Source organism: Microbispora rosea, from assembly GCF_900156315.1.
GTDB classification, from domain to species: Bacteria; Actinomycetota; Actinomycetes; order Streptosporangiales; family Streptosporangiaceae; genus Microbispora; species Microbispora rosea.
Genome location: NZ_FTNI01000025.1, coordinates 1 through 24,243, shown reverse-complemented (window position 1 = coordinate 24,243; position 24,243 = coordinate 1). Strand labels below are relative to the sequence as shown.

At 71.2% G+C, this 24,243-nt stretch carries 24 protein-coding genes; 17 read left to right on the top strand and 7 right to left on the bottom strand.

Annotation, left to right across the window (positions count from 1 at the left end):
- The first annotated feature begins 20 nt into the window (after positions 1 to 20).
- Positions 21 to 1,295, top strand: a complete 1,275-nt coding sequence (locus BXA11_RS29495) for an aspartate kinase (RefSeq protein ID WP_030508661.1) — start codon at positions 21 to 23, stop codon at positions 1,293 to 1,295.
- A complete protein-coding gene (locus BXA11_RS29490; protein WP_030508662.1) occupies positions 1,292 to 2,359 on the top strand; it encodes an aspartate-semialdehyde dehydrogenase in 1,068 nt (355 codons plus the stop codon). Before BXA11_RS29495 ends, BXA11_RS29490 begins: the two co-directional genes overlap by 4 nt.
- Before the next feature lie 3 nt (positions 2,360 to 2,362).
- On the opposite strand, the gene BXA11_RS29485 is transcribed toward BXA11_RS29490, so the two are convergent.
- The gene (locus BXA11_RS29485) at positions 2,363 to 2,998 is read right to left on the bottom strand and encodes a hypothetical protein (protein ID WP_076439804.1); all 636 of its coding nucleotides are present in this window, start codon (positions 2,996 to 2,998) and stop codon (positions 2,363 to 2,365) included.
- 154 nt (positions 2,999 to 3,152) lie between these two features.
- Between BXA11_RS29485 and BXA11_RS29480 the strand changes: the two genes are divergently transcribed.
- The 9 genes from BXA11_RS29480 to BXA11_RS29440 all read left to right on the top strand — a co-directional run bounded on the left by BXA11_RS29480 (position 3,153) and on the right by BXA11_RS29440 (position 11,094).
- A complete protein-coding gene (locus BXA11_RS29480; RefSeq protein ID WP_231513926.1) occupies positions 3,153 to 3,800 on the top strand; it encodes a TetR/AcrR family transcriptional regulator in 648 nt (215 codons plus the stop codon).
- Positions 3,801 to 3,873: 73 nt separating this feature from the next.
- Entirely contained in the window at positions 3,874 to 4,815 is a 942-nt protein-coding gene (locus BXA11_RS29475) for an LLM class F420-dependent oxidoreductase (protein ID WP_197042663.1), read from the top strand.
- A 74-nt stretch (positions 4,816 to 4,889) separates the two neighbouring features.
- Positions 4,890 to 5,225 (top strand): YkvA family protein, encoded by a 336-nt coding sequence (locus tag BXA11_RS29470; protein WP_030508666.1) that lies wholly within the window; start codon positions 4,890 to 4,892, stop codon positions 5,223 to 5,225.
- A gap of 88 nt (positions 5,226 to 5,313) precedes the next feature.
- Positions 5,314 to 6,036: a DUF1684 domain-containing protein gene (locus BXA11_RS29465; RefSeq protein ID WP_197042657.1), complete on the top strand. Its 723-nt coding sequence runs from the start codon at positions 5,314 to 5,316 to the stop codon at positions 6,034 to 6,036.
- Positions 6,037 to 6,101: 65 nt separating this feature from the next.
- A complete protein-coding gene (locus BXA11_RS29460) occupies positions 6,102 to 7,649 on the top strand; it encodes an ABC transporter substrate-binding protein (protein WP_076439802.1) in 1,548 nt (515 codons plus the stop codon).
- Between the two features lie 22 nt (positions 7,650 to 7,671).
- Positions 7,672 to 8,649, top strand: a complete 978-nt coding sequence (locus BXA11_RS29455) for an ABC transporter permease (RefSeq protein ID WP_030508669.1) — start codon at positions 7,672 to 7,674, stop codon at positions 8,647 to 8,649.
- Positions 8,646 to 9,476, top strand: coding sequence for an ABC transporter permease (locus tag BXA11_RS29450; protein ID WP_030508670.1), 831 nt, complete (start codon positions 8,646 to 8,648; stop codon positions 9,474 to 9,476). The genes BXA11_RS29455 and BXA11_RS29450 overlap by 4 nt, the downstream gene beginning before the upstream one ends.
- Positions 9,473 to 10,321, top strand: coding sequence for an ABC transporter ATP-binding protein (locus BXA11_RS29445; protein WP_076439800.1), 849 nt, complete (start codon positions 9,473 to 9,475; stop codon positions 10,319 to 10,321). Before BXA11_RS29450 ends, BXA11_RS29445 begins: the two co-directional genes overlap by 4 nt.
- Positions 10,318 to 11,094, top strand: a complete 777-nt coding sequence (locus tag BXA11_RS29440) for an ABC transporter ATP-binding protein (RefSeq protein WP_239105217.1) — start codon at positions 10,318 to 10,320, stop codon at positions 11,092 to 11,094. The genes BXA11_RS29445 and BXA11_RS29440 overlap by 4 nt, the downstream gene beginning before the upstream one ends.
- A gap of 16 nt (positions 11,095 to 11,110) precedes the next feature.
- Here the strand turns inward: BXA11_RS29440 and BXA11_RS29435 are convergent, their stop codons facing one another.
- The 3 genes from BXA11_RS29435 to BXA11_RS29425 all read right to left on the bottom strand — a co-directional run bounded on the left by BXA11_RS29435 (position 11,111) and on the right by BXA11_RS29425 (position 13,667).
- Positions 11,111 to 12,259, bottom strand: coding sequence for an amidohydrolase family protein (locus tag BXA11_RS29435; protein ID WP_239105216.1), 1,149 nt, complete (start codon positions 12,257 to 12,259; stop codon positions 11,111 to 11,113).
- Positions 12,260 to 12,376: 117 nt separating this feature from the next.
- Entirely contained in the window at positions 12,377 to 13,162 is a 786-nt protein-coding gene (locus tag BXA11_RS29430; RefSeq protein ID WP_076439797.1) for an SURF1 family cytochrome oxidase biogenesis protein, read from the bottom strand.
- A gap of 37 nt (positions 13,163 to 13,199) precedes the next feature.
- Entirely contained in the window at positions 13,200 to 13,667 is a 468-nt protein-coding gene (locus BXA11_RS29425; protein ID WP_197042658.1) for a winged helix-turn-helix transcriptional regulator, read from the bottom strand.
- A gap of 95 nt (positions 13,668 to 13,762) precedes the next feature.
- Here BXA11_RS29425 and BXA11_RS29420 point away from each other — a divergent pair, with 95 nt between their 5' ends.
- The 3 genes from BXA11_RS29420 to BXA11_RS29410 are packed head-to-tail and all read left to right on the top strand — an operon-like array spanning position 13,763 to position 16,365.
- Complete coding sequence (locus tag BXA11_RS29420; protein ID WP_239105215.1) at positions 13,763 to 14,278, top strand: GNAT family N-acetyltransferase; 516 nt, start codon at positions 13,763 to 13,765, stop codon at positions 14,276 to 14,278.
- The gene (locus BXA11_RS29415) at positions 14,275 to 14,865 is read left to right on the top strand and encodes a TetR/AcrR family transcriptional regulator (RefSeq protein ID WP_076439794.1); all 591 of its coding nucleotides are present in this window, start codon (positions 14,275 to 14,277) and stop codon (positions 14,863 to 14,865) included. The genes BXA11_RS29420 and BXA11_RS29415 overlap by 4 nt, the downstream gene beginning before the upstream one ends.
- Positions 14,866 to 14,895: 30 nt before the next feature.
- A complete protein-coding gene (locus BXA11_RS29410) occupies positions 14,896 to 16,365 on the top strand; it encodes a DUF7059 domain-containing protein (protein ID WP_239105214.1) in 1,470 nt (489 codons plus the stop codon).
- A gap of 246 nt (positions 16,366 to 16,611) precedes the next feature.
- Here the strand turns inward: BXA11_RS29410 and BXA11_RS29405 are convergent, their stop codons facing one another.
- A complete protein-coding gene (locus BXA11_RS29405) occupies positions 16,612 to 19,638 on the bottom strand; it encodes an AfsR/SARP family transcriptional regulator (RefSeq protein WP_076439790.1) in 3,027 nt (1,008 codons plus the stop codon).
- A 226-nt stretch (positions 19,639 to 19,864) separates the two neighbouring features.
- Between BXA11_RS29405 and BXA11_RS43345 the strand changes: the two genes are divergently transcribed.
- A complete protein-coding gene (locus BXA11_RS43345; protein WP_076439789.1) occupies positions 19,865 to 20,404 on the top strand; it encodes a hypothetical protein in 540 nt (179 codons plus the stop codon).
- A gap of 76 nt (positions 20,405 to 20,480) precedes the next feature.
- On the opposite strand, the gene BXA11_RS29395 is transcribed toward BXA11_RS43345, so the two are convergent.
- Both BXA11_RS29395 and BXA11_RS29390 read right to left on the bottom strand, forming a co-directional pair.
- On the bottom strand, positions 20,481 to 21,137 hold the full coding sequence (locus BXA11_RS29395) for a GNAT family N-acetyltransferase (protein ID WP_076439787.1): 657 nt from the start codon (positions 21,135 to 21,137) through the stop codon (positions 20,481 to 20,483).
- A 182-nt stretch (positions 21,138 to 21,319) separates the two neighbouring features.
- On the bottom strand, positions 21,320 to 22,885 hold the full coding sequence (locus BXA11_RS29390) for an FAD-dependent oxidoreductase (protein WP_076439785.1): 1,566 nt from the start codon (positions 22,883 to 22,885) through the stop codon (positions 21,320 to 21,322).
- A gap of 72 nt (positions 22,886 to 22,957) precedes the next feature.
- On the opposite strand from BXA11_RS29390, the gene BXA11_RS29385 reads away from it, so the two are divergent.
- Both BXA11_RS29385 and BXA11_RS29380 read left to right on the top strand, forming a co-directional pair.
- Positions 22,958 to 23,587 carry a TetR/AcrR family transcriptional regulator gene (locus tag BXA11_RS29385; protein WP_076439783.1) on the top strand — a complete coding sequence of 210 codons (630 nt, stop codon included), beginning with the start codon at positions 22,958 to 22,960 and terminating at the stop codon, positions 23,585 to 23,587.
- 141 nt (positions 23,588 to 23,728) lie between these two features.
- On the top strand, positions 23,729 to 24,243 hold a 515-nt coding region (locus tag BXA11_RS29380), incomplete at its 3' end, for a hypothetical protein (RefSeq protein WP_143734582.1).

Here is a 24,243-nt window from a genome sequence, read left to right as displayed (position 1 = left end):
CTGATTCGTTGGAGATTCCAGTGGCGCTCGTTGTGCAGAAGTACGGTGGTTCCTCCGTAGCCGACGCGTCCTGCATCAAGCGGGTCGCCCAGCGGATCGTCGCGACGAAAAAAGCGGGCAACGACGTCGTGGTGGTGGTCTCCGCGATGGGCGACACCACCGACGAGCTGCTCGACCTGGCCCAGCAGGTGTCGCCGCTGCCGCCAGGACGCGAGCTCGACATGCTGCTGACCTCGGGTGAGCGGATCTCGATGGCGCTGCTCGCGATGGCGATCGCCAACCTCGGCCACGAGGCGCGCAGCTTCACCGGCTCGCAGGCCGGCGTCATCACCGACTCGACGCACGGCAAGGCGCGCATCATCGACGTGACGCCCAGCCGCATCCAGGAGGCCGTCGACGCCGGTCAGATCGCGATCGTGGCCGGGTTCCAGGGCGTCTCCCAGGACAGCAAGGACATCACGACGCTGGGCCGGGGTGGTTCCGACACCACGGCCGTCGCTCTCGCGGCGGCGCTCGGCGCGGACGTGTGTGAGATCTACACCGACGTGGACGGCATCTACACCGCCGATCCCCGCATCGTCCGTACGGCGCGGCAGATCCCGCGGATCTCCTACGACGAGGCCATGGAGATGGCGGCGTGCGGGGCGAAGATCCTGCACCTGCGCTGCGTGGAGTACGCCCGCAGGTTCGACCTGCCCATCCACGTCAGAAGCTCGTTCAGCACGAGGGAAGGCACCTGGGTCGTCTCCGACCCCTACAGCGAAGGAACCGAAGTGGAGCAGCCCATCATCTCCGGGGTCGCGCACGACCGGAGCGAGGCCAAGATCACTGTGGTCGGGGTGCCCGACAAGGTCGGCGAGGCGGCCGCCATCTTCCGCACGCTGGCGGACGCCGAGATCAACATCGACATGATCGTGCAGAACGTGTCGGCCGCGGCGACCGGTCGCACCGACATCTCCTTCACGCTCCCGGCCAACGACAGCCAGACGGCCCTCACGGCGCTGAAGAAGATCCAGAACCAGGTGGCCTTCGAGTCGCTGCTGTACGACGACCAGATCGGCAAGGTCTCCCTGATCGGCGCGGGCATGCGCTCGCACCCGGGTGTCACCGCCAAGTTCTTCGGCGCGCTGGCCGACGCCGGGGTGAACATCGAGATGATCTCGACCTCGGAGATCCGCATCTCCGTCGTCGTGGGGCAGAACGAGGTGGACACCGCGGTCGCCGCCGCCCACCGCGCGTTCGACCTCGACGCCGACCAGGTCGAGGCCGTTGTCTACGGAGGTACCGGACGATGAGCCGCAAGCCCACCCTCGCCGTCGTCGGCGCGACCGGTGCCGTCGGCACCGTCATGCTCGAAATCCTGACCGGCCGCACCGACCTGTCCGACGCGTACGGCGAGATCCGGCTGATCGCCTCGCCGCGGTCCGCGGGCAAGGTGCTGAGCGTGCGCGGCGAGGACGTCGTCGTGCAGGCGCTGTCGCCGGAGGCGTTCGACGGCGTCGACATCGCGATGTTCGACGTGCCGGACGAGGTCTCCGCCGAGTGGGCGCCGATCGCCGCCTCGCGGGGCGCGGTGGCCGTGGACAACTCCGGCGCCTTCCGGATGGACCCGGACGTGCCGCTCGTGGTGCCCGAGTGCAACCCCGAGCAGGCCCGCAACCGGCCCAAGGGGATCATCTCGAATCCCAACTGCACCACGCTCTCGATGATGGCCGCGATGGGCGCGCTGCACCGCGAGTACGGCCTGCGCGAACTGGTCGTCGCCTCCTACCAGGCGGTGTCCGGCGCCGGGGTGGCCGGGCCCGAGCGGCTGTACGCCGAGATCGAGGCCGTCGCCGGCGACCGGACGATGGGCACCGTGGCGGGCGACGTGCGCAAGGCCGTGCCCGACCTGGCCGGATCGCCGTTCCCGGCCCCGCTGGTGCTCAACGTGGTGCCGCTCGCGGGCTCGCTCAAGGACGGCGGCTGGACCTCCGAGGAGCTGAAGGTCCGCAACGAGTCGCGCAAGATCCTCGGCATCCCCGACCTGAGGGTCTCGGCGACCTGCGTGCGCGTCCCCGTGGTGACCACCCACTCGCTGGCCGTCCACGCGACGTTCGAGCGGGAGGTCACGGTCGAGGGCGCCCGCGCGATCCTGGACGCCGCCCCGACCGTCGTGGTGCTCGACGACCCCGCGAACGGCGTGTTCCCCACGCCGGCGGACGTCGTGGGCACCGATCCGACCTACGTCGGGCGGATCCGCCAGGCCCTCGACTTCCCGAACACGCTCGACCTGTTCCTGTGCGGCGACAACCTGCGCAAGGGCGCCGCGCTCAACACGGCCGAGATCGCCGCGCTGGTCGCGACCGAGTTCGCGTAGGGGTCACCTGAACAGCACGTCCCAGTGGGTGGGCTCGTCCGCCCACACGTCCGCCCTCACGTCCGACGGCGCGGCGCGGTACAGCGCCGCGCCGTCGGCGCGCGTGCGCCAGTGGCGGTAGGTGCCCGTGACGTACGCGTCGAGGCACCGGTTGTGCGCGAGGTCCACCTTGTAGCCGTTGCCGTGGCTGTAGTGGCCGTCGGCGTGCCCGGTCTCGGTGCCGCCGGTGACCGTCACCGGGCACCCGCTGTCCCGCCGCAGGTCGATGGTGCGCATCAGCGTGCCGTACCGGATGTCCTCCAGCGACGTGCAGTACGGACGGCGGCGGTCGGCGCAGTCTCCGGTCGACTTCCGGCGCACTCCGGCGTCCAGCAGCAGGCCGGTCGCCCGCGCGTGGCCGATCCGCTCGTCCGCCGCCATCGTGTCCCAGGTCTTCACGGTGGCGACGAACGTGCCGGCCAGCAGCGGCGGAAGGGAGACCTCCCCGCTCACCTCCACGCTCACCTCCACACCGGGATCGGCCGCGGGCGGCGGCGCCGGAGGGGGGAGGGGGTCCTTGCCGTGGTGCTGCATGGGCAGGGAGATCAGTACGGCGGTGCCGATGCCGGCCAGCCCCCGCCGTGACGGGCGGACGTCCACGTGCCTCGTTTCCTCACTCGACGACGGGGGCTGAGGTCTTCAATGCCATACGCGGGGGCGGGTGGGCTTGCTGCCACGAGGCGGTTTGCCACGACCCGTGGATCATCTTGTCGGTTCATGACCGGACGCGGGCCCGAGCCGTACAGTGACGAGCGTGGCCGAGAGTACACGGGAGCAGATCGTCGAGACGGCCCTCCGGTTGTTCAGGGATCGGGGGTACGAGGCGACCACGATGCGTGCCATCGCCGCGGAGGCGGGCGTGTCGGTGGGCAACGCCTACTACTACTTCAGGTCCAAAGAGCAGCTGATCCAGGCGTACTACGACCGGGCGCAGGAGACGCACGAGGCGGCCTGCCATGAGGTGTTCGCCGCCGAGCGGTCGTTCGCCGGACGGCTGGGCGGCGTGCTGCGGGAGTGGGTGCGGATCTCCGAGCCCTACCACGAGTTCGCGGTGAAGTTCTTCAAGCACGCGGCGGAGCCCAGCAACCCCCTCAGCCCCTTCAGCGCCGAGTCCGCGCCCGCCCGCGAGTCGGCCATCGCGCTCTACCGGGAGGTGGTCGAGGGATCGGCCGGGCGGATGGACGACGAGCTGCGCGAGGAGCTTCCCGAACTGCTGTGGCTGCTGTGGATGGGGGTCGTGTTGTTCTGGGTCCACGACAGCTCGCCCGGCTGCGCGCGCACCTATCGGCTGATCGACCGGGTCGTCCCGCTCGTCGACCGGCTGGTCGGCCTGTCGCATCTGCCCGGCATCAAGGGCGTGGCCAGAGAGGTCATCGAGGTGGTCCACGAACTTCGGGCGTGACCGCGACTCCATACCGTCCGGTTGGTATGGTCGGGGCGAGACCTTGGAAGGGGTGGCCGTGGACCGCTGGGGCATGACGATTCCGTTCTTCGGGCAGACGCCGGTCGAGTCGAAGGAGCTCGTCGCCGAGCTGCCCGCGCTCGGCTACACCGACGCGTGGTCGGCCGAGGTGGGCGGCACGGACGGGTTCGTCCCGCTGGCCCTGGCGGCCGAGTGGGCGCCGTCCCTGCGCCTGGGCACCGCGATCGTCCCCGTCTACACCCGCGGCCCGGCCCTGCTGGCCATGTCGGCGGCCACGCTCGCGGATCTCGCCCCCGGCAGGTTCGTGCTGGGCATCGGCGCGTCGTCCCCGGTGATCGTGGGCAACTGGAACGCTGGCGAGTTCGACAAGCCGTACGCGCGGGTCCGCGACACCCTGCGCTTCCTGCGGGCGGCGCTGGCCGGGGAGAAGGTCGGCGAGAGCTACGAGACCTTCGCCGTCAAGGGTTTCCGGCTGGAGAAGGCCCCCGCGACGCCGCCGAAGATCGTGCTGGCCGCGCTGCGGCCCGGGATGCTCCGCCTGGCCGCCCGCGAGGCCGACGGAGCGATCACCAACTGGCTGTCGCCCGGGGACGTACGGAAGGTCCGGGCCGAGCTGGGGCCGCAGACCGAGCTGACCGCGCGGCTGTTCGTCGTGGTGACCGAGGACGCGGCGAAGGCCCGCGAGATCGGCCGCCGGCTGCTGGCCGCCTATCTGACCGTGCCGGTGTACGCGGCGTTCCACGAGTGGCTGGGCCGGGGAGAGCTGCTGCGGCCCATGCGGGAGGCGTGGGCGGCCGGGGACCGGAAGGCCGCGCTGAAGGCGATCCCCGACGAGGTGGTGGACGATCTCGTCGTGCACGGCGACGCGGCGACCTGCCGGGCCCGGGTGCGGGAGTACGTGGCCAACGGGCTGGACACGCCCGTGCTGGCCCCGCTGCCGGGTGGTGATCTGCCGCTCGCCGACACCGTGCGGGCGCTCGCGCCCGGCGCCTGACGGAACCGGCCGGGTGCCGCCGTACGTTAACCAGAGGGCAAAGCGGGCAGAGGTGTTCCCCTGGAGGTGTCCTCATGGTGAAGGCAGGACGTGCGGCGGCCACCTGGCGCGCCTACCGCGAGGTCTCCAAGCCCGGCTCGCCGGGAGTCCGGGCCCGGCTGCGGGCGGTGCCCCGGATGCTCCGCGCCGCGGTGAAGGGCGACTACCCGGGCCTGACCAAGGGCAAGCTCGCCATGCTCGGCATGGCCGTGGCGTACATCGTGTCGCCCATCGACGTGGTCCCCGACTTCCTCCTCGGTATCGGCGTGGTCGACGACTTCGGCGTGTTCCTGTGGCTGGCGACCGCGCTGCTCGGCGAGAGCGGCCAGTTCGTCGAGTGGGAGAGGGACCCGCGCGCCACAGTGAAGTGATCAATTGGTCATAATCCTACCGAATATGTAGGGTAATGCTCAAACATCAGCAAAGGTGCTGATCTACCTCGAAATGAGCGTTACCTCCATGTCTTCACGCGCCTCCGCAGCCACGATCGAAGCCGCCCGCGCGGGGTGGAACGCGTGGCGGGCGGAGCGGCTGGCCTCCGTGCTGGCTCCACAGGGCAACCTGGCCCTGGTGGAGACCCTGTGGCCGGCCCCGGGCGAGGAGGTGTCCCCGGAGGAGGCCCTCGCCGGCCGGCCGTGGAGCGTCACGGCGACGCGGATCGAGCGGTCCCACATCACGACCGGCGAGCCCGAGCACGGCATCCGGCTGTGGGACGCGGACGCGCCCGCCGTCCGCCACTTCGAGACCATCGACGTCTTCCCGTTCGCCCCCGAGTGGGTCGTCGAGGCCGTCTTCACACCGGTGTCCGACGCGCGGCGGCTGCCCTTCGAGCACGTCCAGGACGCCGGCGGCACCCGTGACCACGCCGTCCCCGGCGACATCACCTTCACGCTCGACGGCACGCCGTACAACCTGGCCGCCTTCGACGACGGGGGGACGCTCCTCCTGGTCGTGGGCGACCGCACCAACGGCTCGGTGACGTACGGCGGCGGGCGGTTCCTGACGGTGGAGCCCGAGCCCGGCGGCCGTGTCGTCCTGGACTTCAACCGCGCCTTCGCGCCGCCGTGCGCCTTCTCGCCCTTCTACAACTGTCCGCTGCCGCCGCCGCGGAACCGGCTGGACGTGCCCGTCGAGGCGGGGGAGAAGCTCCCCGTCTTCCGCGACGGCTTCCTGCCGCACTGATCTCCCCCCTTTCCTCACCGACAGCACCAAGCGAGCGGCCGCATGGCCGCCGACCAGGAGAAACAGTGAACAGCAAGACGACGTCGCTGATCGGCGCCGCGCTCGTGCTCGCGCTCGCCCTCGCCGGGTGCGGTTCGGGCTCCTCCGGTTCGGCAGGGTCCTCCGGCTCCACGAGCGGCGCCGGGGCGACGGCGGCGTACGACCCGGACGCGACGGTGGAGATCGGGTCGCTCTACGAGCCGCAGAACCTCGACAACACGGCCGGGGGCGGACAGGGCGTGACGGAGGCGTTCAACGGCAACGTCTACGAGGGGCTGTTCCGGCTCACCGACGACGGCAAGGTCGAGAGCCTGCTGGCCGAGGACCACACGGTGAGCAAGGACGGCCTCACCTACACCTTCACGCTGAGGAGCGGCGTGAAGTTCCACTCGGGCAAGCCGCTCACCTCGGCCGACGTCAAGTACAGCATCGAGAAGGTCATCGCTCCCGACTCCCAGTCGGCCCGCAAGAGCAGCCTCGAGGTGATCAAGAGCATCGAGACGCCGGACGACTCCACGGTCACGGTGAAGCTCTCCGGCAAGTCGATCTCGCTCGTCTACAACCTCAGCTACGTGTGGATCGTCAACTCCCAGGCCAAGAGCCTGACGACCACGGAGGACGGCACCGGTCCCTACACGCTGGGGACGTGGAAGCGCGGCTCCGCGCTCACCCTTGAGCGCTTCCCCGGCTACTGGGGCACCCCGGCGACCAACAAGCAGGTCGTGTTCCACTACTTCACCGACGCGACCGCGCTGAACAACGCGCTGCTGACCAAAGCGGTCGACGTCGTGACCAGTGAGCAGAGCCCCGACGCGCTGGCGAACTTCAAGGGCAACGGGGACTACAAGGTCAACAACGGCCAGTCGACGACCAAGCTGCTGCTGGCGTTCAACGACCGCAAGGCGCCGTTCGACAAGGTGCTGGTCCGCAAGGCGATCACCTCGGCGATCGACGACAAGAAGCTGCTCAGCTCGATCTGGGGCGAGTACGGCACGCTGATCGGCTCGATGGTGCCGCCCACCGACCCCTGGTATGAGGACCTCACCTCGGTCAACCCGTACGACCCGGACCTGGCGAAGAAGGAGCTCGCCGAGGCGGGCTACGGGAGCGGCTTCTCCTTCACGCTCGACACGCCGAACTACGACCCCCACCCCACCGTCGCGACGTTCGTGAAGTCGGAGCTGGCGAAGGTCGGGATCACCGTGAACATCAACGTCATCACGGCGGACGAGTGGTACACCAAGGTCTACAAGAACCGCGACTTCGCGGCGACGCTGCAGGAGCACGTCAACGACCGCGACGTGGTCTGGTACGGCAACCCCGACTTCTACTGGGGCTACGACAATCCGCAGGTCGCCAAGTGGGTCGAGCAGGCCGAGCAGTCCGACACGGCCGACGGGCAGACGGAGCTGCTCAAGAAGGTCAACCGGCAGATCGCCGCCGACGCGGCCAGCGACTGGCTCTACCTCTACCCGCAGATCGTCGTGGCGTCCTCGTCGCTGTCGGGCTACCCCGTCAACGGCCTGAACTCCCAGTTCTACGCGTACGGCATCAAGAAGAGCGGCCGGGGCTGATGCCCTCGTCTGCGGCGTCCTCATGACCGTCTACCTGCTGCGCCGGACGGCGTTCCTCGTCGTCTCGCTGTTCCTGGCCGCCGTGGTGCTGTTCCTGCTGCTGCGCCTGCTTCCCGGCGACCCCGCCAACGCGCTGCTGTCGGTCGGGGCGAGCCCGGAGCAGATCGCCGCCGCCCGCCACCAGATCGGGACGGACCAGCCGCTGCCCGTGCAGTTCGTCTCGTGGCTCGGCGAGATGTCGAGGCTCGACCTCGGCGCCTCGTTCGTCAGCACGCTTCCCGTGGGCCCCGAGATCGCCGCCCGCCTCGTCGTGACGGTTCCGCTGACCCTGCTCGCCTTCCTCCTGGCCGTCGTGATCGCCGTGCCGGTCGGTTTCGTCGCGGCCTACCGGGCGAGCACCTGGTATGGCTCGGTGCTCAGCGCGCTGTCGCAACTCGGCATCGCGGTGCCCGTCTTCTGGGTCGGCATGCTGCTGATCACGGTGTTCTCGCTCCACCTCGGCGTGCTGCCGGCCGGAGGGTTCCCCCAGGACGACTGGGCGCACCCGGGTGACGCGCTCACCTCGCTGACGCTGCCCGTCGTCACGATCGCCCTGGTCATGTCGGCCTCGCTGATCCGCTACGTGCGGTCGGCCACCCTCGACGTGCTGGGCAGCGACTACCTGCGTACGGCCCGGGCGCTCGGGTCTTCGTTCATCGGGGCGATGTGGCGGCACGGCCTGCGCAACGCGGTGGTCCCGGTCGTCTCGATCCTGGGCATCGAACTCGCCACCACCTTCCTCGGCGCGGTCGTCGTGGAGAGCGTGTTCGCGCTGCCGGGGCTCGGCGGCATGCTCGTGAAGGGCTTCGCGCAGCACGACTACCCGGTCATCCAGGGGATCCTGGTGGTGAGCACGTTCGCGGTGCTGCTCATCGGTTTCGCGGCCGACCTCGTCCAGCGGCTGATCGATCCGCGGCTGCGCCGCTCCCTCGGCGGCGACCTCTCCGGGGACGGCGCATGACCGCGGGCCGCCGCGTCCCCCGGTCGGCGACGCTGGTCGCCGGCTGCGTCCTCGCCGGTCTCGTCCTCGCCGTGGCCGTCGTGTCGTTCTTCTGGCTGCCGTTTCCGCCGGACGACACCTCGGGCGACCGGCTGATGCCGCCGGGCCTGCCCCACCTGATCGGTACCGACAAGCTCGGCAGGGACCTGCTCACCCAGCTCATGATCGGTGCGAGGGTCGCCCTGGAGGCGGGAGCGGGGTCGGTGCTGATCGGCGCGGTCGTGGGCCTCGCGGCCGGCCTCGCCGCCGGTTTCGCCACCCGGTGGCTCGACGACACGGTCTCGGCCCTCCTCGACATCCTCATCGCGTTCCCGACCGTGCTCCTGGCCATGCTGGTGACCGCCGCGCGCGACGCGTCGCTCGGCTCGGCGGTCATCGCGATCGGGCTGGCGATGTCGGCGATCGTGGCCCGGCTGACCCGGGTGCTGGTCAAGCGCGTCCTGGCGCAGGACTTCATCACGGCCTCGCGCACCTCGGGGACGTCCTGGCCCCGGATCGTCGTCGAGCACGTGCTGCCGAACATCTGGCCGACGCTGTCGGTCAACCTCGCGCTGCAGTTCGGCCTGGCCGTCCTGGCGGAGGCGAGCCTGTCGTATCTCGGCCTGGGCGCGCCGCCCCCGAACGCCTCCTGGGGGCGGATGCTCCAGGAGGCCCAGGCGAGCGTGTTCATCGCTCCCGCGGGGGTGATCGCCCCCGGCGTCCTGATCGTCGTCCTTGTCGTCGGCGTCAACCTCATCGCCGACGGCGTGCGCGACGTGGCCGACCCGACCAGGAGGAGGACGAGGTGACCCTTCTCACCGTGGCGGGGCTGCACGTGCGCGGCCCCGAGGGCCGCGACCTCGTCTCGGACGTGTCGTTCACGCTCGGCGCGGGCGAGCGGCTCGGCCTGATCGGAGAGTCGGGGTCGGGCAAGTCCATGACCGCCCTGGCGATCACGGGTCTCACGCCTCCCGGGTTGACCGTCTCGGGCAGTGTCGTGTTCGACACGCCCGGCCTCGACCGGGGCCTCGACCGCATCGAGGTCGTGGGGGCGGGGGAGCGGCGGCTCACCTCGCTGCGCGGCCGGCTGACGAGCACGGTCTTCCAGGAGCCGCTCACCGCCCTCGACCCGCTCATGCGCGTGGGCCGTCAGGTGGCCGAGCCGCTCCGGCGCAGGAGGGGGCTGCGCGGACGGGCCCTGCACGCGGCGGTGACGGCCGCGCTCGAGGAGGTGCGGCTGGCCGATCCCGAGCGGATCGCCCGGGCGTACCCTCATGAGATCTCCGGCGGCCAGCGTCAGCGGGTGGCGATCGCCATGGCCCTCGCCTGCGATCCCGCTCTGCTCATCGCGGACGAGCCCACGACCGCCCTGGATGTCACCGTGCAGGCCGACGTCCTCACGCTGCTCGACGGCCTGGTGGAGGAACGGGGGATGGCACTGCTGTTCATCAGCCACGACCTGGCGGTCGTCTCGCGGATCGCCGAGCGCGTCATCGTCCTCAAGGACGGCGTGGCGGTGGAGTCCGGGAGCGTCGGCGAGGTCGTCAACGCGCCGCGCCACCCGTACACGAGGGAGCTGGTGGGCAGCGCACGGCGGCTCGACGGCGCACTCGACAGCGCCATCGACGGCGCCATCGACGGGAGGACGCCATGACCCGGCCGATCCGGCCCATTTTGGAGGTGCGGGGCGCGCACTTCGCCTACGGCCGCTCGGCCCCCGTGCTCACGGACGTCTCCGTCGCCGTCACGCCCGGACGCAGCCTCGCGCTCGTGGGAGAGTCGGGCGCGGGCAAGACCACACTGCTGCGCCTGCTGCTCGGACTGGCCAGGCCGACGAGCGGACAGGTCCTCTACGAGGGCAAGGAGCTCGCGCCGCGTGACCGGGCCCTGATGCGGGAGTTCCGGCGGGGCGTGCAGACGGTGTTCCAGGACCCTTACTCGTCGCTCGACCCCCGGCAGCGGGTGGGCAGGATCGTGTCGGAACCCCTCCGTTCGCTGGGCCTCAGGGAGGACATGACCGCGCGCGTCGCGGCGGCCCTGGACGCGGTCGGACTCCCCGAGGACGCCGCGAGCCGCTATCCGCAGGAGTTCTCGGGCGGGCAGCGGCAGCGCATCGCCATCGCGCGGGCGATCGTGTGCGAGCCCCGCGTGCTGCTCGCGGACGAGCCGGTCAGCGCGCTCGACGTCTCCACCCGCGTACGCGTCGTCGACCTGCTGCAGGATCTTCGGGAGACCCGCGCGCTGACGGTCGTGATGGTGTCGCACGACCTGGCCGTGGTGGCCGCCCTCTGCCAGGAGGTGGCCGTGCTGGAGCGGGGCCGGATCGTCGAGCGGGGGGACACCGCCCAGGTGCTCGGCGCTCCCCGCCACCCCTACACGCGACGGCTGATCGACAGCGTCCCCCGGCTGCCCCCGCCCAAGGGTTGAGAAAGAGCGGGTCTAGCTAGAGCTGCTCCTGCCGCAGCCAGGCCCGCGAGGGCAGGGGGTGGCCGAACAGGCGGGCGGCGTTGCCGTACGAGACCCTGGCGATGTCGGCGGGGGGCAGGCTGCCGAGGTTGCGGGCCACGGCGCGCTGGGTGTCGGGCCAGGTGGACTCCGCGCGCGGGTAGCCGGCCTCCAGCAGCACGCGCTCCATGCCCACGGCGAGCCGCACCGAGCTCAGCGCGCTGTCGTCGAGCGTGCCGAAGAAGAAGTTGCGCCGCAGCACCTCGCTGGGCTTGAGGCCGCCCTCCCAGCTCGGCTCGCCGGCCACGGGGTGGTCGAGCGCGTAGTCGGCCCGCTCGGCCAGCATCGGCAGCCACCCGACGCCGCCCTCCACGATGAGGACGCGCAGCTTGGGAAAGCGCAGCGCCACCCCCGACCACAGCCAGTCGGCGCAGGCGAACATGGCGCTCGCCGGGATCAGCGTGGTGATCGCCTCGACCGGGGTGTCCGGCGAGGGCACCGGCGCCCAGGAGGACGCGCCGGTGTGCAGGCACACGACCGTGCCGGTCTCCTCGCAGGCGGCGAAGAACGGGTCCCAGTGGCGGCTGTGGATGGACGGCAGCCGCAGCCGCGTGGGGAACTCGGGGAACACGACCGCCTTGAAACCGCGTGACGCGTTGGCCCTGATCTCCTTCGCCGCGATCTCGGGATCGGGGAGCCAGGGAAGCTGCAGCGCGATCATGCGCTCGGGGTAGGTGCCGGCCCACACGTCGACGTGCCAGTCGTTCCAGGCCCGGACGAGCGCGAGCCCGAGGTCCTGGTCGCGGGTGCGGCCGAACGCCACCCCCGCCTGGCTCGCCAGCATGCCGGGGAAGCACAGCGCCGCCCAGATCCCGGCCCGGTCCATGTCGCCGATCCGGGACTCGATGTCGTAGCAGCCCGGGCGCATCTCCTCGAAGCGGACGGGGTCGAGCGTCCACTGTTCCTTGGGCAGGCCCGCGCCCACGTCCAGCCCGGCGCAGGGATAGGTGGCGCCGCCGTACCGCCAGACCTGGTGGCCCGAGTCGGTCTCCACGACCTTGGGCGCGAGGTCCTTGTACTTCTCCGGGAGGCGGTCCTCGAAGAGGTCGGCCGGCTCGATCAAGTGGTCATCAACTGAGATGATCACGTAGTCCCGCCGCCTCGGCTCTGGGTCGGGATGCAGCGGCGTAGTCACGGTAGTAAACGGTAGGGCCAAGGGATAACACCGTACAAGCTGCGAGGTCTCCGGTTGGTATCCGTTCGCTCACCTTGCGGCGCGTACCGTCACGTCCTGTGACGCCTGCTCCGTCTGGAGGTCGCGGGCCTCCCGGCGCACCAGGAGCACCCAGCCGCCCACCGCGATCCCGATGAACAGCCACCACTGCACGGCGTACGCCAGGTTGAGCCCGCCTCCGGCGCCGACGTCGGGCGGAGGCAGGAGTTCGGGGGCGGAACCGCCCTGTGGCTGCTGCGCGGTGAGCTCCACGAACCCGCCGAAGACCTTGTACGGCAGGCCTCCGGCGATCCGGGGCGTCTCGATCAGCAGGATCTGGCCGTTCGGCAGGCCGGACCGGTTCCTGATGCCGGTGTTGTCCTGCGTCTCGGCGAGACGGAGCCGTCCGGTGACCGTCACCTCTCCCGTGGGCGGGGCGGGCACCTGCGGCGGGGCGTCGGCGGTCGCCCCGGCCGGGACCCACCCCCGGTTCACCAGCACGGCGCCCTGGGGCGTGACGAGAGGGGTGACCACGTAGAACCCGACGCGGCTGTTGAGGGTGCGCCTGCGCACCACGAGCTCGTGGGCGGTGTCGTATCGTCCGGTGGCGGTGACGAGGCGATACTTGTCCCGCTCCGGCGCGGACGCGCCGATCCGGTCCAGCCGGTCGAGCGGCACGGGCGCCGCGGCGAGGTTGGCGGTGATCCTCGCGCTCTCGGCCGACCGCTCCTCGAACCGCCCCCACTGCCACCTTCCCAGGAAGAAGAAGGCGGGGATCAGCACGAGCACGAGCAGGTGCAGCCCGACCCAGCGGCGCGAGAGGAGGAAGCGGTACACGTCACCAGCCTAGGCAGCCTGGTGAGTGCCCCCGATTTCAGGCTGGGGTGCTGAGGCGGGCGCCGGGGCCGGGGCGCGGCGTAACCTCGCGTGGGCCGGCGATCCGGTGGCCCTCCTCGCACGCCAGGTGCAGCTCGACGGGCGCGCCGCAGTCGCGGTGGGTCACCACGACCGGCGGTCCCTCGGGGTCGGCCAGATAGCGGTCGCCCCAGTGCATGAGGGCGATCATGATCGGGTAGAGGTCGAGGCCCTTCTGGGTGAGCCGGTACTCGTCGCGCTGGCGCTGGCCGGGCTCCTGGTAGGGCACCTTGCGCAGCAGGCCCTCCTCGACGAGCCGGGACAGCCGCGCGCTCAGCACCTGCCGGGGCGCGCCGGTGCGCGTCTGAAGGTCGGCGAAGCGCCGGATGCCGTTGAACGCCTCCCGGAGGACCAGGAACGTCCACTTCTCGCCGAGCACGGCGAGGGTTCGCTCGATGGAGCAGTTGTCCACCCGATAACGCCGCATGTCGCGCATCGTAACCACAACAGCCTCCTCGCATCTAAGTCTACTTGACAGACTCAGCTCGTTCGGGAGAGGCTGAGTCCATGTTGGGAACTCAGGTGAGGCCCATTGCGGACCTCCGCGCGGCGTGCCCCGGCGACGACGAGGAGCGGGTGCGCCTCTTCGTGGAGGGCCTGTCGCGGGACACGCTGACGAACCGCTTCTTCGTCGGCCCGGGCCGGCCGAGCGCGAGCCTGATCCGCGCGATGGTCGCGCGCGACGACAGGCGTGACGCGCTGCTCGCGCTGGACGGTGACGCCGTGATCGGCCACGCCATGAGCCACCTGTCCGACGGCGCCCGGGGGGTCGAGGCGGAGATCGCGGTCGTGGTGGACGACCGGTGGCAGGGCCTCGGTGTGGGGTCGCGGCTCGTGCGCACCCTCCTGCGGCGGGCGTCCGTGCGCGGCGCGGTGGTCGTCGGCATGGACGTCATGACGGAGAACCGGCGGGTCCTGTCCATGGTGCGCAGAGCCTGGCCCTCTGCCACAATCGACACGTACGGCACATCCGTCGAGATCAAAGCCGACCTCGCATTTGCAGAACAAGGTTCTGTTGGTTCACCATTGACTTTGTGAAGAACGCGAAGAGCGGGCGAGACGGCAGGGCCAGGATCATCGAGGGCGCCCTGCGCAGGTTCAGCCAGAGCGGGGTGTCGGCCACCACCCTGGCCAGCCTGCGGCAGGAGAGCGGCGTCAGCGTCGGCAGCTTCTATCACCACTTCACGAGCAAGGAGCACGTCTTCGGCGTGCTCTACGCCGAGATCCAGGAGATGTACCAGGAGGCCTTCGTCGGTGAGCTCGTCCGCCACGAGGACGCCCGCGCCGGCATCGAGGCCATCGTCGCGATGCACATGGCCTGGTGCGGCGAGCATCCCGAGCGCGCCCGTCTGCTGATCAGCGAGCGCCCGCCCCGGCGCAACGAGCCCGGCGGGCCGGAGGTCGCCGAGTCGAGGCGCGAGTTCTTCCGGCAGGTCGCCGACTGGTGGCGGCCGCACATGAAGGACGGCGTGCTCCGCCCCGTCCCCCCGACCATGTGCTACGTGCTGTGGCTCGGCCCGGCGCAGGAGATGTGCCGTCTGTGGTTCAGCGGCGCCCACCAGCCCACCGAGGAGGAGATCCGCGAGCTGGGCGAGGCCGCCTGGAACAGCCTCAAGATGCCCTAGTGGTGTCTGGCCCCGCGATAGATTCGATGCGTGGACGCCCCTTCTGACCTGGTCCGGCGGCTTCGCGGCAGATTCGTGGAGACCGGATACACGATCGACGGCGTGCGTGAGCGGCTGGGCGACATGGCCGCCTCCGCACTGGCGCGTGAGGAGATCGTGCCCGCGCTGCGCGCGACCAGGGACGCCGACCCCCTCGCCACGCTGATCCGGCTGTGGTGGCTGGGCGCCCCGGTCAGCATGGCCGCCGCCGACCTGCCGGTGCAGGACCTCATCGAGGCCGGGCTGCTGGTGCGCCTCGGCGACTCCGTGCAGGCCACCGTGCACCTCCAGCCGTGGGACACCGGGACGGGCGACCCTGCGTACGTGGTGTCGGACCGCAAGGTGCGGCCCGGCGATCCCTCCCTGCGGCCCGATCACGTGGTGGGGGCGGGCGGCGCCTCGGCCAACCTCGCCCAGCTCGGCTGGACCGCCCCGGTCGGCCGGGCGCTCGACCTCGGCACCGGCTGCGGCGTGCAGGTGCTGCACCTGGCCCCCCGCGCGGACCACGTGGTCGCGACCGACGTGAACCGCAGGGCGCTGCGGCTGGCCCGCCTCAGCTGGGGCCTGTCCGGCGTGACCGGCGCCGAGGCGCGCGAGGGCTCGATGTACGACCCGGTGGACGGCGAGCGGTTCGACCTCGTGGTGTCCAACCCGCCGTTCGTCATCGCGCCCGAGGCCAGGTACACCTACCGGGAGGCCGGGCGGCGCGGCGACGAGTTCTGCCGCGACCTCGTGCGGCGCACCCCCCGGCACCTCGCCCAGGGCGGTCAGGCGCGTTTCCTCGCCAACTGGCTGCACGTCAAGGGCGAGGACTGGCAGGACAGGGTGGGCGGCTGGCTCGCCGAGACCGGCTGCGACGGCTGGGCCGTGCAGCGCGACGTGCAGGACCCGGCCGAGTACGTCGAACTGTGGCTACGGGACTCCGCCGAACACGGCACCTCGGCCTACCGGGAGCGTTACGACGAGTGGCTCGGCTGGTTCGATTCGATGGACGTGACCGGCGTCGGCTTCGGCTGGATCGCCCTGCACGATTCCGGCTCGCTGAGCCCGCTCGTGCGGGTGGAGGAGATGACGCAGCCGGTCGAGCCTCCGTCCGGCGCGCTGGTTGAGGAGGTCCTGCGCGCGGCACGCGCCGCCCACGAACTGTCCGACGACGACCTGCTCGACGCGCGGCTGCAGGTGGCCGAGGGCGTCGTGGAGGAGCGTGTCGGCCCGCCCGGCGCCGACGACCCCTCCCGCATCGTCCTGCGGCAGACCCGGGGCGCGCGCCGTACGGCCGCCGTGGGGACGGTGGAGGCGGCCCTGGCCGGGGTGTGCGACGGCGATCTGCCCACGCGCCCGCTGCTCGCCGCGATCGCCGAGCTGACCGGTGAGGACCCCGGCGACGTGCTCGGGCGGGCTCCCGCCGCGCTGCGGTCCCTGATCGCCGAGGGCTTCCTCACCGTTGCAAGCCCACGTTGATCGGAGTTTGAACGGCCGGGCCGACAGTGGTCCTGGGCGGGCTTCGGGGGGGTCGGAGTCCGCGCACGAAGCCCGGCCGGTCGCCGACGTGAGGCGGCGAGTCGTCACGGGGCGCACCGGTAAGGATCCGGGCCCCCTGCGCGTCCCAGTGACGACCGGCGGCCGGCCGGGCGTCCAGCCTCCCGCACGCGAAGATGGGTGTTCGGTGTGATCAACCACGTCCGCATGAGCCGGCTCGACGAGGACTTACGTCTCGACCTGTTCGCGCAGGAGGGCGCGGATGTCGTCGGCCTCGGGCGAGCCGAGCCGGGTGAAGATGTCGAGGGCCTTGACCAGGGCCTGCCTGCCCCGGCCGGTCTCCCCGAGGCTCGCGAGGGCCTTGCCGAGGGCGGCCAGTGACTGCGCCTCGCCGTACGGGTGGGTGATCTCGCGGCTCACGGTCAGCGCCTGCTCGGCGTGCCTGGCCGCCTCTGCGTACCGCCCGGCGGCGATGAAGGTGGCGGCGAGCCGGTAGCAGACCCGCTGCTCCCAGACCCGCTGGTTGCTCGCGCGGAAGAAGGCCAGGCACTCGGCGTGGTGGACGACGGCCTCGTTGAGCCGCCCGACATAGGACAGCACGTTGCCGAGGTGGTAGCGGGCGCGGGCCATCCCCGCGCCGCTGCCGATCTCGGAGAAGACCGCCAGCCCGCGCTCGGCCGCGGCGATGGCGTCGTCCGGCCGCCCGAGGCCCAGGTGGTCGCGGGCGGAGTAGCACGACGCGAGCGCCTCGCCCGCGGGGTTGCCCGTCTCCCGGTGGACCGCGGTCGCCCGGTCGAACCATTCGAGCGCCTCGGTGTGGCGGCGTCGCCGGCCGGCGACGACCGCCAGCGCGTTGCACGTCTCGCCCAGGACGATGTGGTCGCCGGTCTCCTCGCCCAGCGTCCGCGCGGCGAGGAAATGGGACTCTGCCTCGGCCAGCCGGTTCGCGCCGAACAGCACCCGGCCCAGCACGTAGCGGCAGCGCACCTCGCCGCGCCGCTCACCGGCCCCGCGCGTCGCCGTCAGCAGGGCCGAGGTGCGCTGCTCGAAGTCCCGCTGGTTGGTGCCCGACTCCAGCAGCGGCTCCATCGCCAGCAGCAGGTCGGCCGCCGCCAGCAGGTCTCCGCCCGGCACGTCCTGGGCCCCGGCCGTTTGGGCGACCGCTCCGAACATGTCCTCGGCCTCCGCCGACAGCCAGGCCACGGCCTCGTCGGCGGAGGAGAAGGAATGGCCGCGCACGCCCATGTCGGTGAGGTTGTCGGCGATCGCGCTGCCCTCGTACGCCAGCCGGTGGGCCGCGCCGGCCGACGCCAGGTAGAAGCCGAGCAGCCGCCGCAGGGCGAGCGCGCGGGCCGCGGGCTCCTCGGCGTCCTCCGCCTGCCGCCGGGCGAACAGCTTGAGCAGGTCGTGGAAGCGGTAGCGGCCCGGCGCGGGCGCCTCCAGCAGGCTGGCGTCGACCAGCGACTCGATGACGTCCTCGGCCGCGGCCGGGGTGAGGTCGAGCACGGCCGCCGCCGCGAAGACCGAGATGCCCGAGCCCGACGGCAGCGACAGCAGCCGGAACGCCCGCGCCTGCCGGGCGTCGAGCTGGCCGTACCCGAGGGCGAACGTGGCCGAGACCGCCAGGTTGCCGATCTTCATCTCGTCCAGGCGGCGGCGCTCGTCGGCGAGCCGGGGGACGAGCGAGGCGACCGTCCACGACGGCCGGGAGGCGAGCCTGGCCGCGACGATCCGCACGGCCAGCGGCAGGAAACCGCAGGCGGCGACCACGTCCATGGCGGCGGCCCGTTCCGCCGCCACCCTCTCGGGTCCCGCGACCGCCGCGAGCAGCGACAGCGCCTCCTCGGGCTCCATCACGTCGAGGTCGACGAGCCGGGCCGCGGGCAGGTCGGCCAGTTTGCCCCGGCTGGTGATGATCGCGGCGCAGCCGGCCGAGCCGGGCAGCAGGTGCTCGACCTGCTCGGCGTCGCGGGCGTTGTCGAGCAGCACCAGCATCCTGCGGTCGGCGAGCAGCGAACGGAACAGCGCGGAGCGCTCGGCCAGGCCGTCCGGTATCACGTCCATCGGGATGCCGAGGGCGCGCAGGAACGCGACCAGCGCGGTCTCGGGCGCGGTCGGCTCGGCGCCGTATCCCCGCAGGTCGGCGTAGAGCTGGCCGTCGGGGAACAGGTCGTCGGCGAGGTGGGCCACATGGACGGCCAGGGTCGTCTTGCCCACGCCGCCGATGCCCGACATCGCCGCGATCGGCACGCCCTCTCTCGCCCCTTCGCCGCGCAGCAGCGCGAGCAGCCTCCGCACCAGGCCGGTACGGCCGGTGAAGTCGGGCACGGCCGCCGGGAGCTGGGCCGGCCGCGGCATCTCGATCGCCGGGCCGGTCTCGGTCGCCGAGGCGTCATCGTGGACATCCTGCGGCGAGAGCCGTACGGGAGGGGGTGTGGGGGCGAGGGAGGGGTCGGCGGCGAGGATCCGCCGGTGCAGGAGTGCCAGATCGGCACCGGGCTCGATGCCGAGCTCCTCGACGAGCGCATGGCGGGTCTCGGTGAAGACCGACAGCGCCTCGGCCTGCCTGCCGCAGCGGTAGTAGGCCAGCATGAGCTGGGCGCGTAACCGTTCGCGCAGCGGGTGCTCCGCGGCGAGCGCGACCAGTTCGGAGACGATCTCCGCGTGCCGGCCCAGCTCCAGGTCGAGCTCCATGAGCGTCTCGACCGCGCTCATCCGGCGCTCGGCCAGCCGGTCGCGCTGGTGCTCGGCGAACGGGCCGACCGCGCCGGTCAGCGGCTCGCCCGACCACAGGCGCAGGGCCCCGCGCAGCCGCCGGGCGGCCTCGTCGGCCCGGCCCTTACGGCGGTCGGACTCGGCGGCGGCGCACTCGCGCTCGAAGACGGCGAGGTCGAAGCGGGCGGCGCCGGATTGAACGGCGCCGGATTGATCGGGGCCGAGTCGCAGCGCGTATCCCCGGCCAACGGAGGTCAGCAGCCGCGGCGGGGTCCTCGGGGAACGGTCCGGCTCCAGGACGGTGCGCAGGCGGGAGACGTAGGTGCGCAGCGCGCCGAGCGCGCGCGGGGGCGCGTCCTCGCCCCACACGCCGTCGATCATCTCGTCGGGCGTGACCGCGTGCCCCTCCCTGAGCAGGAGCATCGCGAGAATGGAGCGTTGCAACGGTGTGCCGAGGTCGAGCTCGACGCCGTCACGCCAAGCAAGGACGGGTCCCAGCACGGCGAAGCGCAGGCCGTCCGCGGCGGCGTGATCAGGCATGTGACCTGTCTCCCATTGGCAAGATTTCCGACCAAATGATAGATCGTGTCACGCGGCAGCAGTAGGAGTGACCGCGCCGGTTCAGTGTGTGTTCAGGTGCTTGAAAGTGGCCTGCAAACCACGGCGACAGCGCTGAAAGCGGGTTGCAGGCGGGCGGGCCTATCACTGAGGTGCAACCCCGACAGCACCCCGCATCGGGGGATCGTCCTCGAACAGGAGAACCGAAATGCGACGCTCCATCACCCTCGGTCTCGCCGCCGCCACCGCCGTCGCCGCCCTCGGGCTGCCGGCCCTCGCGACCGCGGCCAACGCCGCCCCCGCCTCCGCCTCCTCCGCCTCCGCGCCGCACCACAACGACTGGGACTACGACGGCTGGTGGGGCACCTACTGGTCGTCCAACCACCTCGCCAAGGCCAAGGGCTACGTCGACGTGAACTACGACGACGAGGAGTCGAACCGGGTCCACATCACCGGCAAGCTCTACGACAACGACAACCGCACCTACAACCACGGCGGCAAGTGCGCGTACATCAAGTTCCGCGTGTCGTCCTGGGACGACGACGAGGACGACTGGTCCTCCAGCTACAAGTCGTACAAGTACTGCGGCGCCGGCGGCTACAAGCCGATCAACTTCTGGCGCTACGACGTCGCCCAGGTCCAGGCGAAGGTCTGCCAGATCGGTCTGTACAGCAACCAGCCCGTCAAGTGCGGCTACTGGCGCGACATCTACAACGCCTACGACGAGGACTTCGGCTACGACGCCTGACGACCGTCCCCCGTCGGCACCCCCGCATGACGCGGCCCGTCCCTTCCGGGACGGGCCGCTCTTTTCTATGGGCTGATCACGCTGCTTCCGATGCCGTTTCCAGGAGGCCCAGCCGCACCCGCAGGCGGTCGCGTACGGCGGGCCACTCAGGACTCAGGATCGAGTAGTAGGCGGTATCTCGGACCGTGTCGTCGGCGCCTCGGCTGTCCGCTCGTCGCACACCGTCGAGGTGTGCGCCGAGGGCCTCGATGGCGACCCGGGATCGGGTGTTGCGTACGTCTGCCTTGAGGGTGATCCGGTGAACCTGCCAGGTCTCGAAGGCCAGAGAGAGCAACAGGTACTTGCTCTCCCGGTTGACACCGGTGCCCTGGGCCGACGCGGCGAGCCAGGTGTACCCGATGTCCGCGACGGACGGGACCTCGCCCACCGCGCCCTTGGTCCCCGGCGGCCAGGGCATCGGGCCCTGCCAGTACTCCAGGTTCATCAGACGGGTGGCACCGACCACGCGGTCGGTGTGCAGCCACCGGATGGCGAAGGGCATCGTGCGGCCCTCCGCCTGCTCAGCCATGGCGGCCTCCACATAGGAAGCCATCTCATCCCGGCTGGCGGGAACGCGAGTGAAGGCGTATGTCGAACGGTCTTCACTCGCCGCGGCGACGAGGTCGTCGAGCGCCGCGAGGCTGAGCGGTTCCAGGCGCACGGAGCGCCCGGACAGGGTGACAAAAGCGGGCATGAGCACATGATGGGGGCTGCTGACCACGACTGATACCAAATGACACGAGACATCTTGGCGGGGTACGGGTTAAGGGGTGTGCTCGCATGTTAAATCGCAGGTCAGAGCGTTGATTCAGGCACCGTGCAGCAGGCGGCCAGGGTAAAGATTTGGCCAAAGATCCATGGAGTCCGCCGAACGGTTCAGCCGAGGGTGGCGGGGACGTCCGCGGGGGCGCCGAACCAGGTCTCCAGCGCGTTCGCGAGCCCCTCGGCATCGGCCGCGTCCGGGTCCTCCGCCCATGCGACGACGCCGTCCGGGCGGACGAGCAACGCGCCGGGAGCGTGCGGCTCGCCTATCGCCGTCGTGAGGGTGCCGACCCGGTCGCCGTGACCGTCCGCCGCCGCGCCGTCGAGCCGGGATCCGCTCTGGCGGACGAGCAGGCCGCGACCGTCGTGGAGGTGGTCGGCGAGCCGTGAGCCGTCCTCGAACTCGTAGTCCGGCGCGCTCCGCCCCACCAGGGGGTGCCCGCTGTCACCGGGCATGTCGTACCGCTGCCAGACGCCGGAGATCTTCTTCACGAAGTAGGTGGTGCCGGTGACCGTCCCGAGCAGGTCGGCGACCACCGCCCGTGCCGCCCGCGCGTGGGCATCGGGACGCATCAGGGCGATCTGGGCGCGTGTCCAGTCGAGCACCCAGGCGCCGATGGGGTGCCGCTCGCGCGTGTAGGTGTCGAGTAGCCCTTCCGGCGCCTGCCCGCGTACGACCGCCGCGAGCTTCCAGCCCAGGTTCACGGCGTCGCCCAGCCCCAGGTTCAGCCCCTGGCCGCCGAAGGGCGAGTGGACGTGGGCGGCGTCGCCGGCCAGCAGCACCCGGCCGAGCCGGTAGGTCGTCGCCTGCCGCGCGTTGTCCGTGAACCGCGTGACCGACGTGATCTCCTTGACGACGACGCCGGAGCCCGTGACATACCTGACCGCGTCCTGCAGTTCCTCCGTCGTCACCGGCGTGGTCTTGTCGGCCCTGCCGGGCGCGCCGCCGTCGAAGCGCGCGACGAGGATGCGCCCCGGCACCGGCCCGTGGGAGTAGATCCCGGTGGGAGTGGCCTGCCAGCCCACGCCGAGGTGCTCGGTGCCCTCCATCTCCGCTACGGCCTGGTAGGCGGTGATCTCCGGGTCCGTCCCGGGGAACTCGAAGCCGGCCAGCTTGCGCACCGTGCTCCTGCCGCCGTCGCAGCCCACCAGCCAGCGGCCGTGCACCGGGCCGCCGGTCGTGGTGACCGTGACCTGCTCGCCGTCGTCGGCGAAGCCGGTCACCTCCACGCCGCGCCGCACCTCGACTCCCAGCTCGGCCGCGCGTACGGCGAGGATCTGCTCGAGCTGCTGCTGGGGCACCAGGCCGATCTCGGTGATCGGTCCCCGGCCGGACAGGTCGGGGTCTTCGGCGTCCAGCAGATCGGCGCTCAGCATCATCCCGGCGAAATGGCCGGCGAACCTCGGCGGAGTCCGGCGCGGCCCTCCCGTGGAGGCCTGTTTGCGCATGAAGGCCTGCACGAGCTCCATCGCCCGGGCCTGCACCTCCTTGAGCTCGGGCAGCAGGCCCCGCCGGTAGAGCGCCTCCACACTCGGTGTGTTGAGCGCGCCGGCCTTGAGCGTCGGGTCGATCTCGGTCAGTCGTTCGAGCACCACGACCGACGCCCCGCCCAGCCGCAGCTCGCAGGCCAGCATCAGGCCGACCGGCCCTCCGCCGGCCACAACGACGTCGTACGACATGTGTCCTCCCCGTAGTTACCGTTGCTAAAAACTTACTGTCGATATAAGTTTTTAGCAACTAGAGTGAGGAGGGTGACGGAGAGCTTGGGGTTGCGGGAGCGGAAGAAGCGACAGACCCGTTCGCTCATCTCTGACGTGGCCTCGAGCCTGTTCATGCAGCGCGGGTTCGACAACGTCACGGTCGCCGAGGTCGCCGAGGCGGCCGGAGTCTCGACCAAGACCGTCTTCAACTACTTCCCTCGCAAGGAGGACCTGTTCCTCGACCGCTATCCCGAGGCTGTCGAGCTGGTCACCCGCGCCGTACGGGAGCGCGCCGAGGGGGAGAGCCCTCTCGCCGCGCTGCGCCGGCTGTTCCTCGACATGCTCAGGGAAGGTCACCCGCTCGGCGGGATCGCGCCCGGATACGAGGTGTTCTGGCAGGTGATCCTGGACTCGCCCGCGCTCAGGGCCCGGGCGAGGGAACTGGTCGAGGAGTTCGAGGGTGTGCTCGCCGGCCTGTTCGCCGAGGCGGCCGGAAGTGAGCCGGCCGACCCGGCCCCGCGGCTCGCGGCCGCCCTGGTCGTCGCCGCCTACCGCGCCGTGTACGTCACCAACATCGACAGGATCCGCGCCGGTGATCCCATGCAGGACGTGATCGCCGACCGCGCCGCCCAGCTCGATCGGGCCTTGTGCGCCGTCGAAAGCGCCGTCGCCGCTTTCTGAGCAGTCCCCCGGCGTCACCACCCCTTTTGCTGTGGAACCGGGGCTGACCTGCTGCTCCAACTATTCGCCTCCGGCGGTTGCCGGGGGCGATCGTGAGCTGTGACAATTAATACAAGCTTTCGAATTCATTGAGGGGGTGCGATGGATCTGTTCGATTCTGATCCCGACTACCCTCGTCGTTCGAATGACGTCGGCGGTGAGTGGTGGGACCGGTTGACCTCCGGTTCGCCGTTGTGGTCGTCCGATGGCTCATCCGCCCGCGAGCACTTTCCGATCATCGACCTCGACCCGCCGCGGCACACGAGCGCGAACACGAGCGACGGCGCGGATGCCGCCGATGCGGGTGGTCGTCCCCGTGCTCGGTCGTCGTGGGTGCTGGTGGGGTCGTTGCGTGAGTCGGCGCAGGCGTTGGCGTTGGCGCCGCTTCCCGAGGATGCGGATGTCTGCCTTGCTGAGGCGGAGGATTTGCTGTTCGCGCGGGATCGGATCACGTGCGCGCTGGCCGATCGGGTGGGTCGGGTGCATGGTGCTGGGCGGGCCAAGCAGCATGGGCATGCCTCCACCCGCAGCTGGCTGCGTACCGCCGCCGGGATGAGCGTCGGCGGTGCGGGACGTCTGCTGACGTTGGCGGTGGAGCTGGCGCGTCTGCCGCGGGT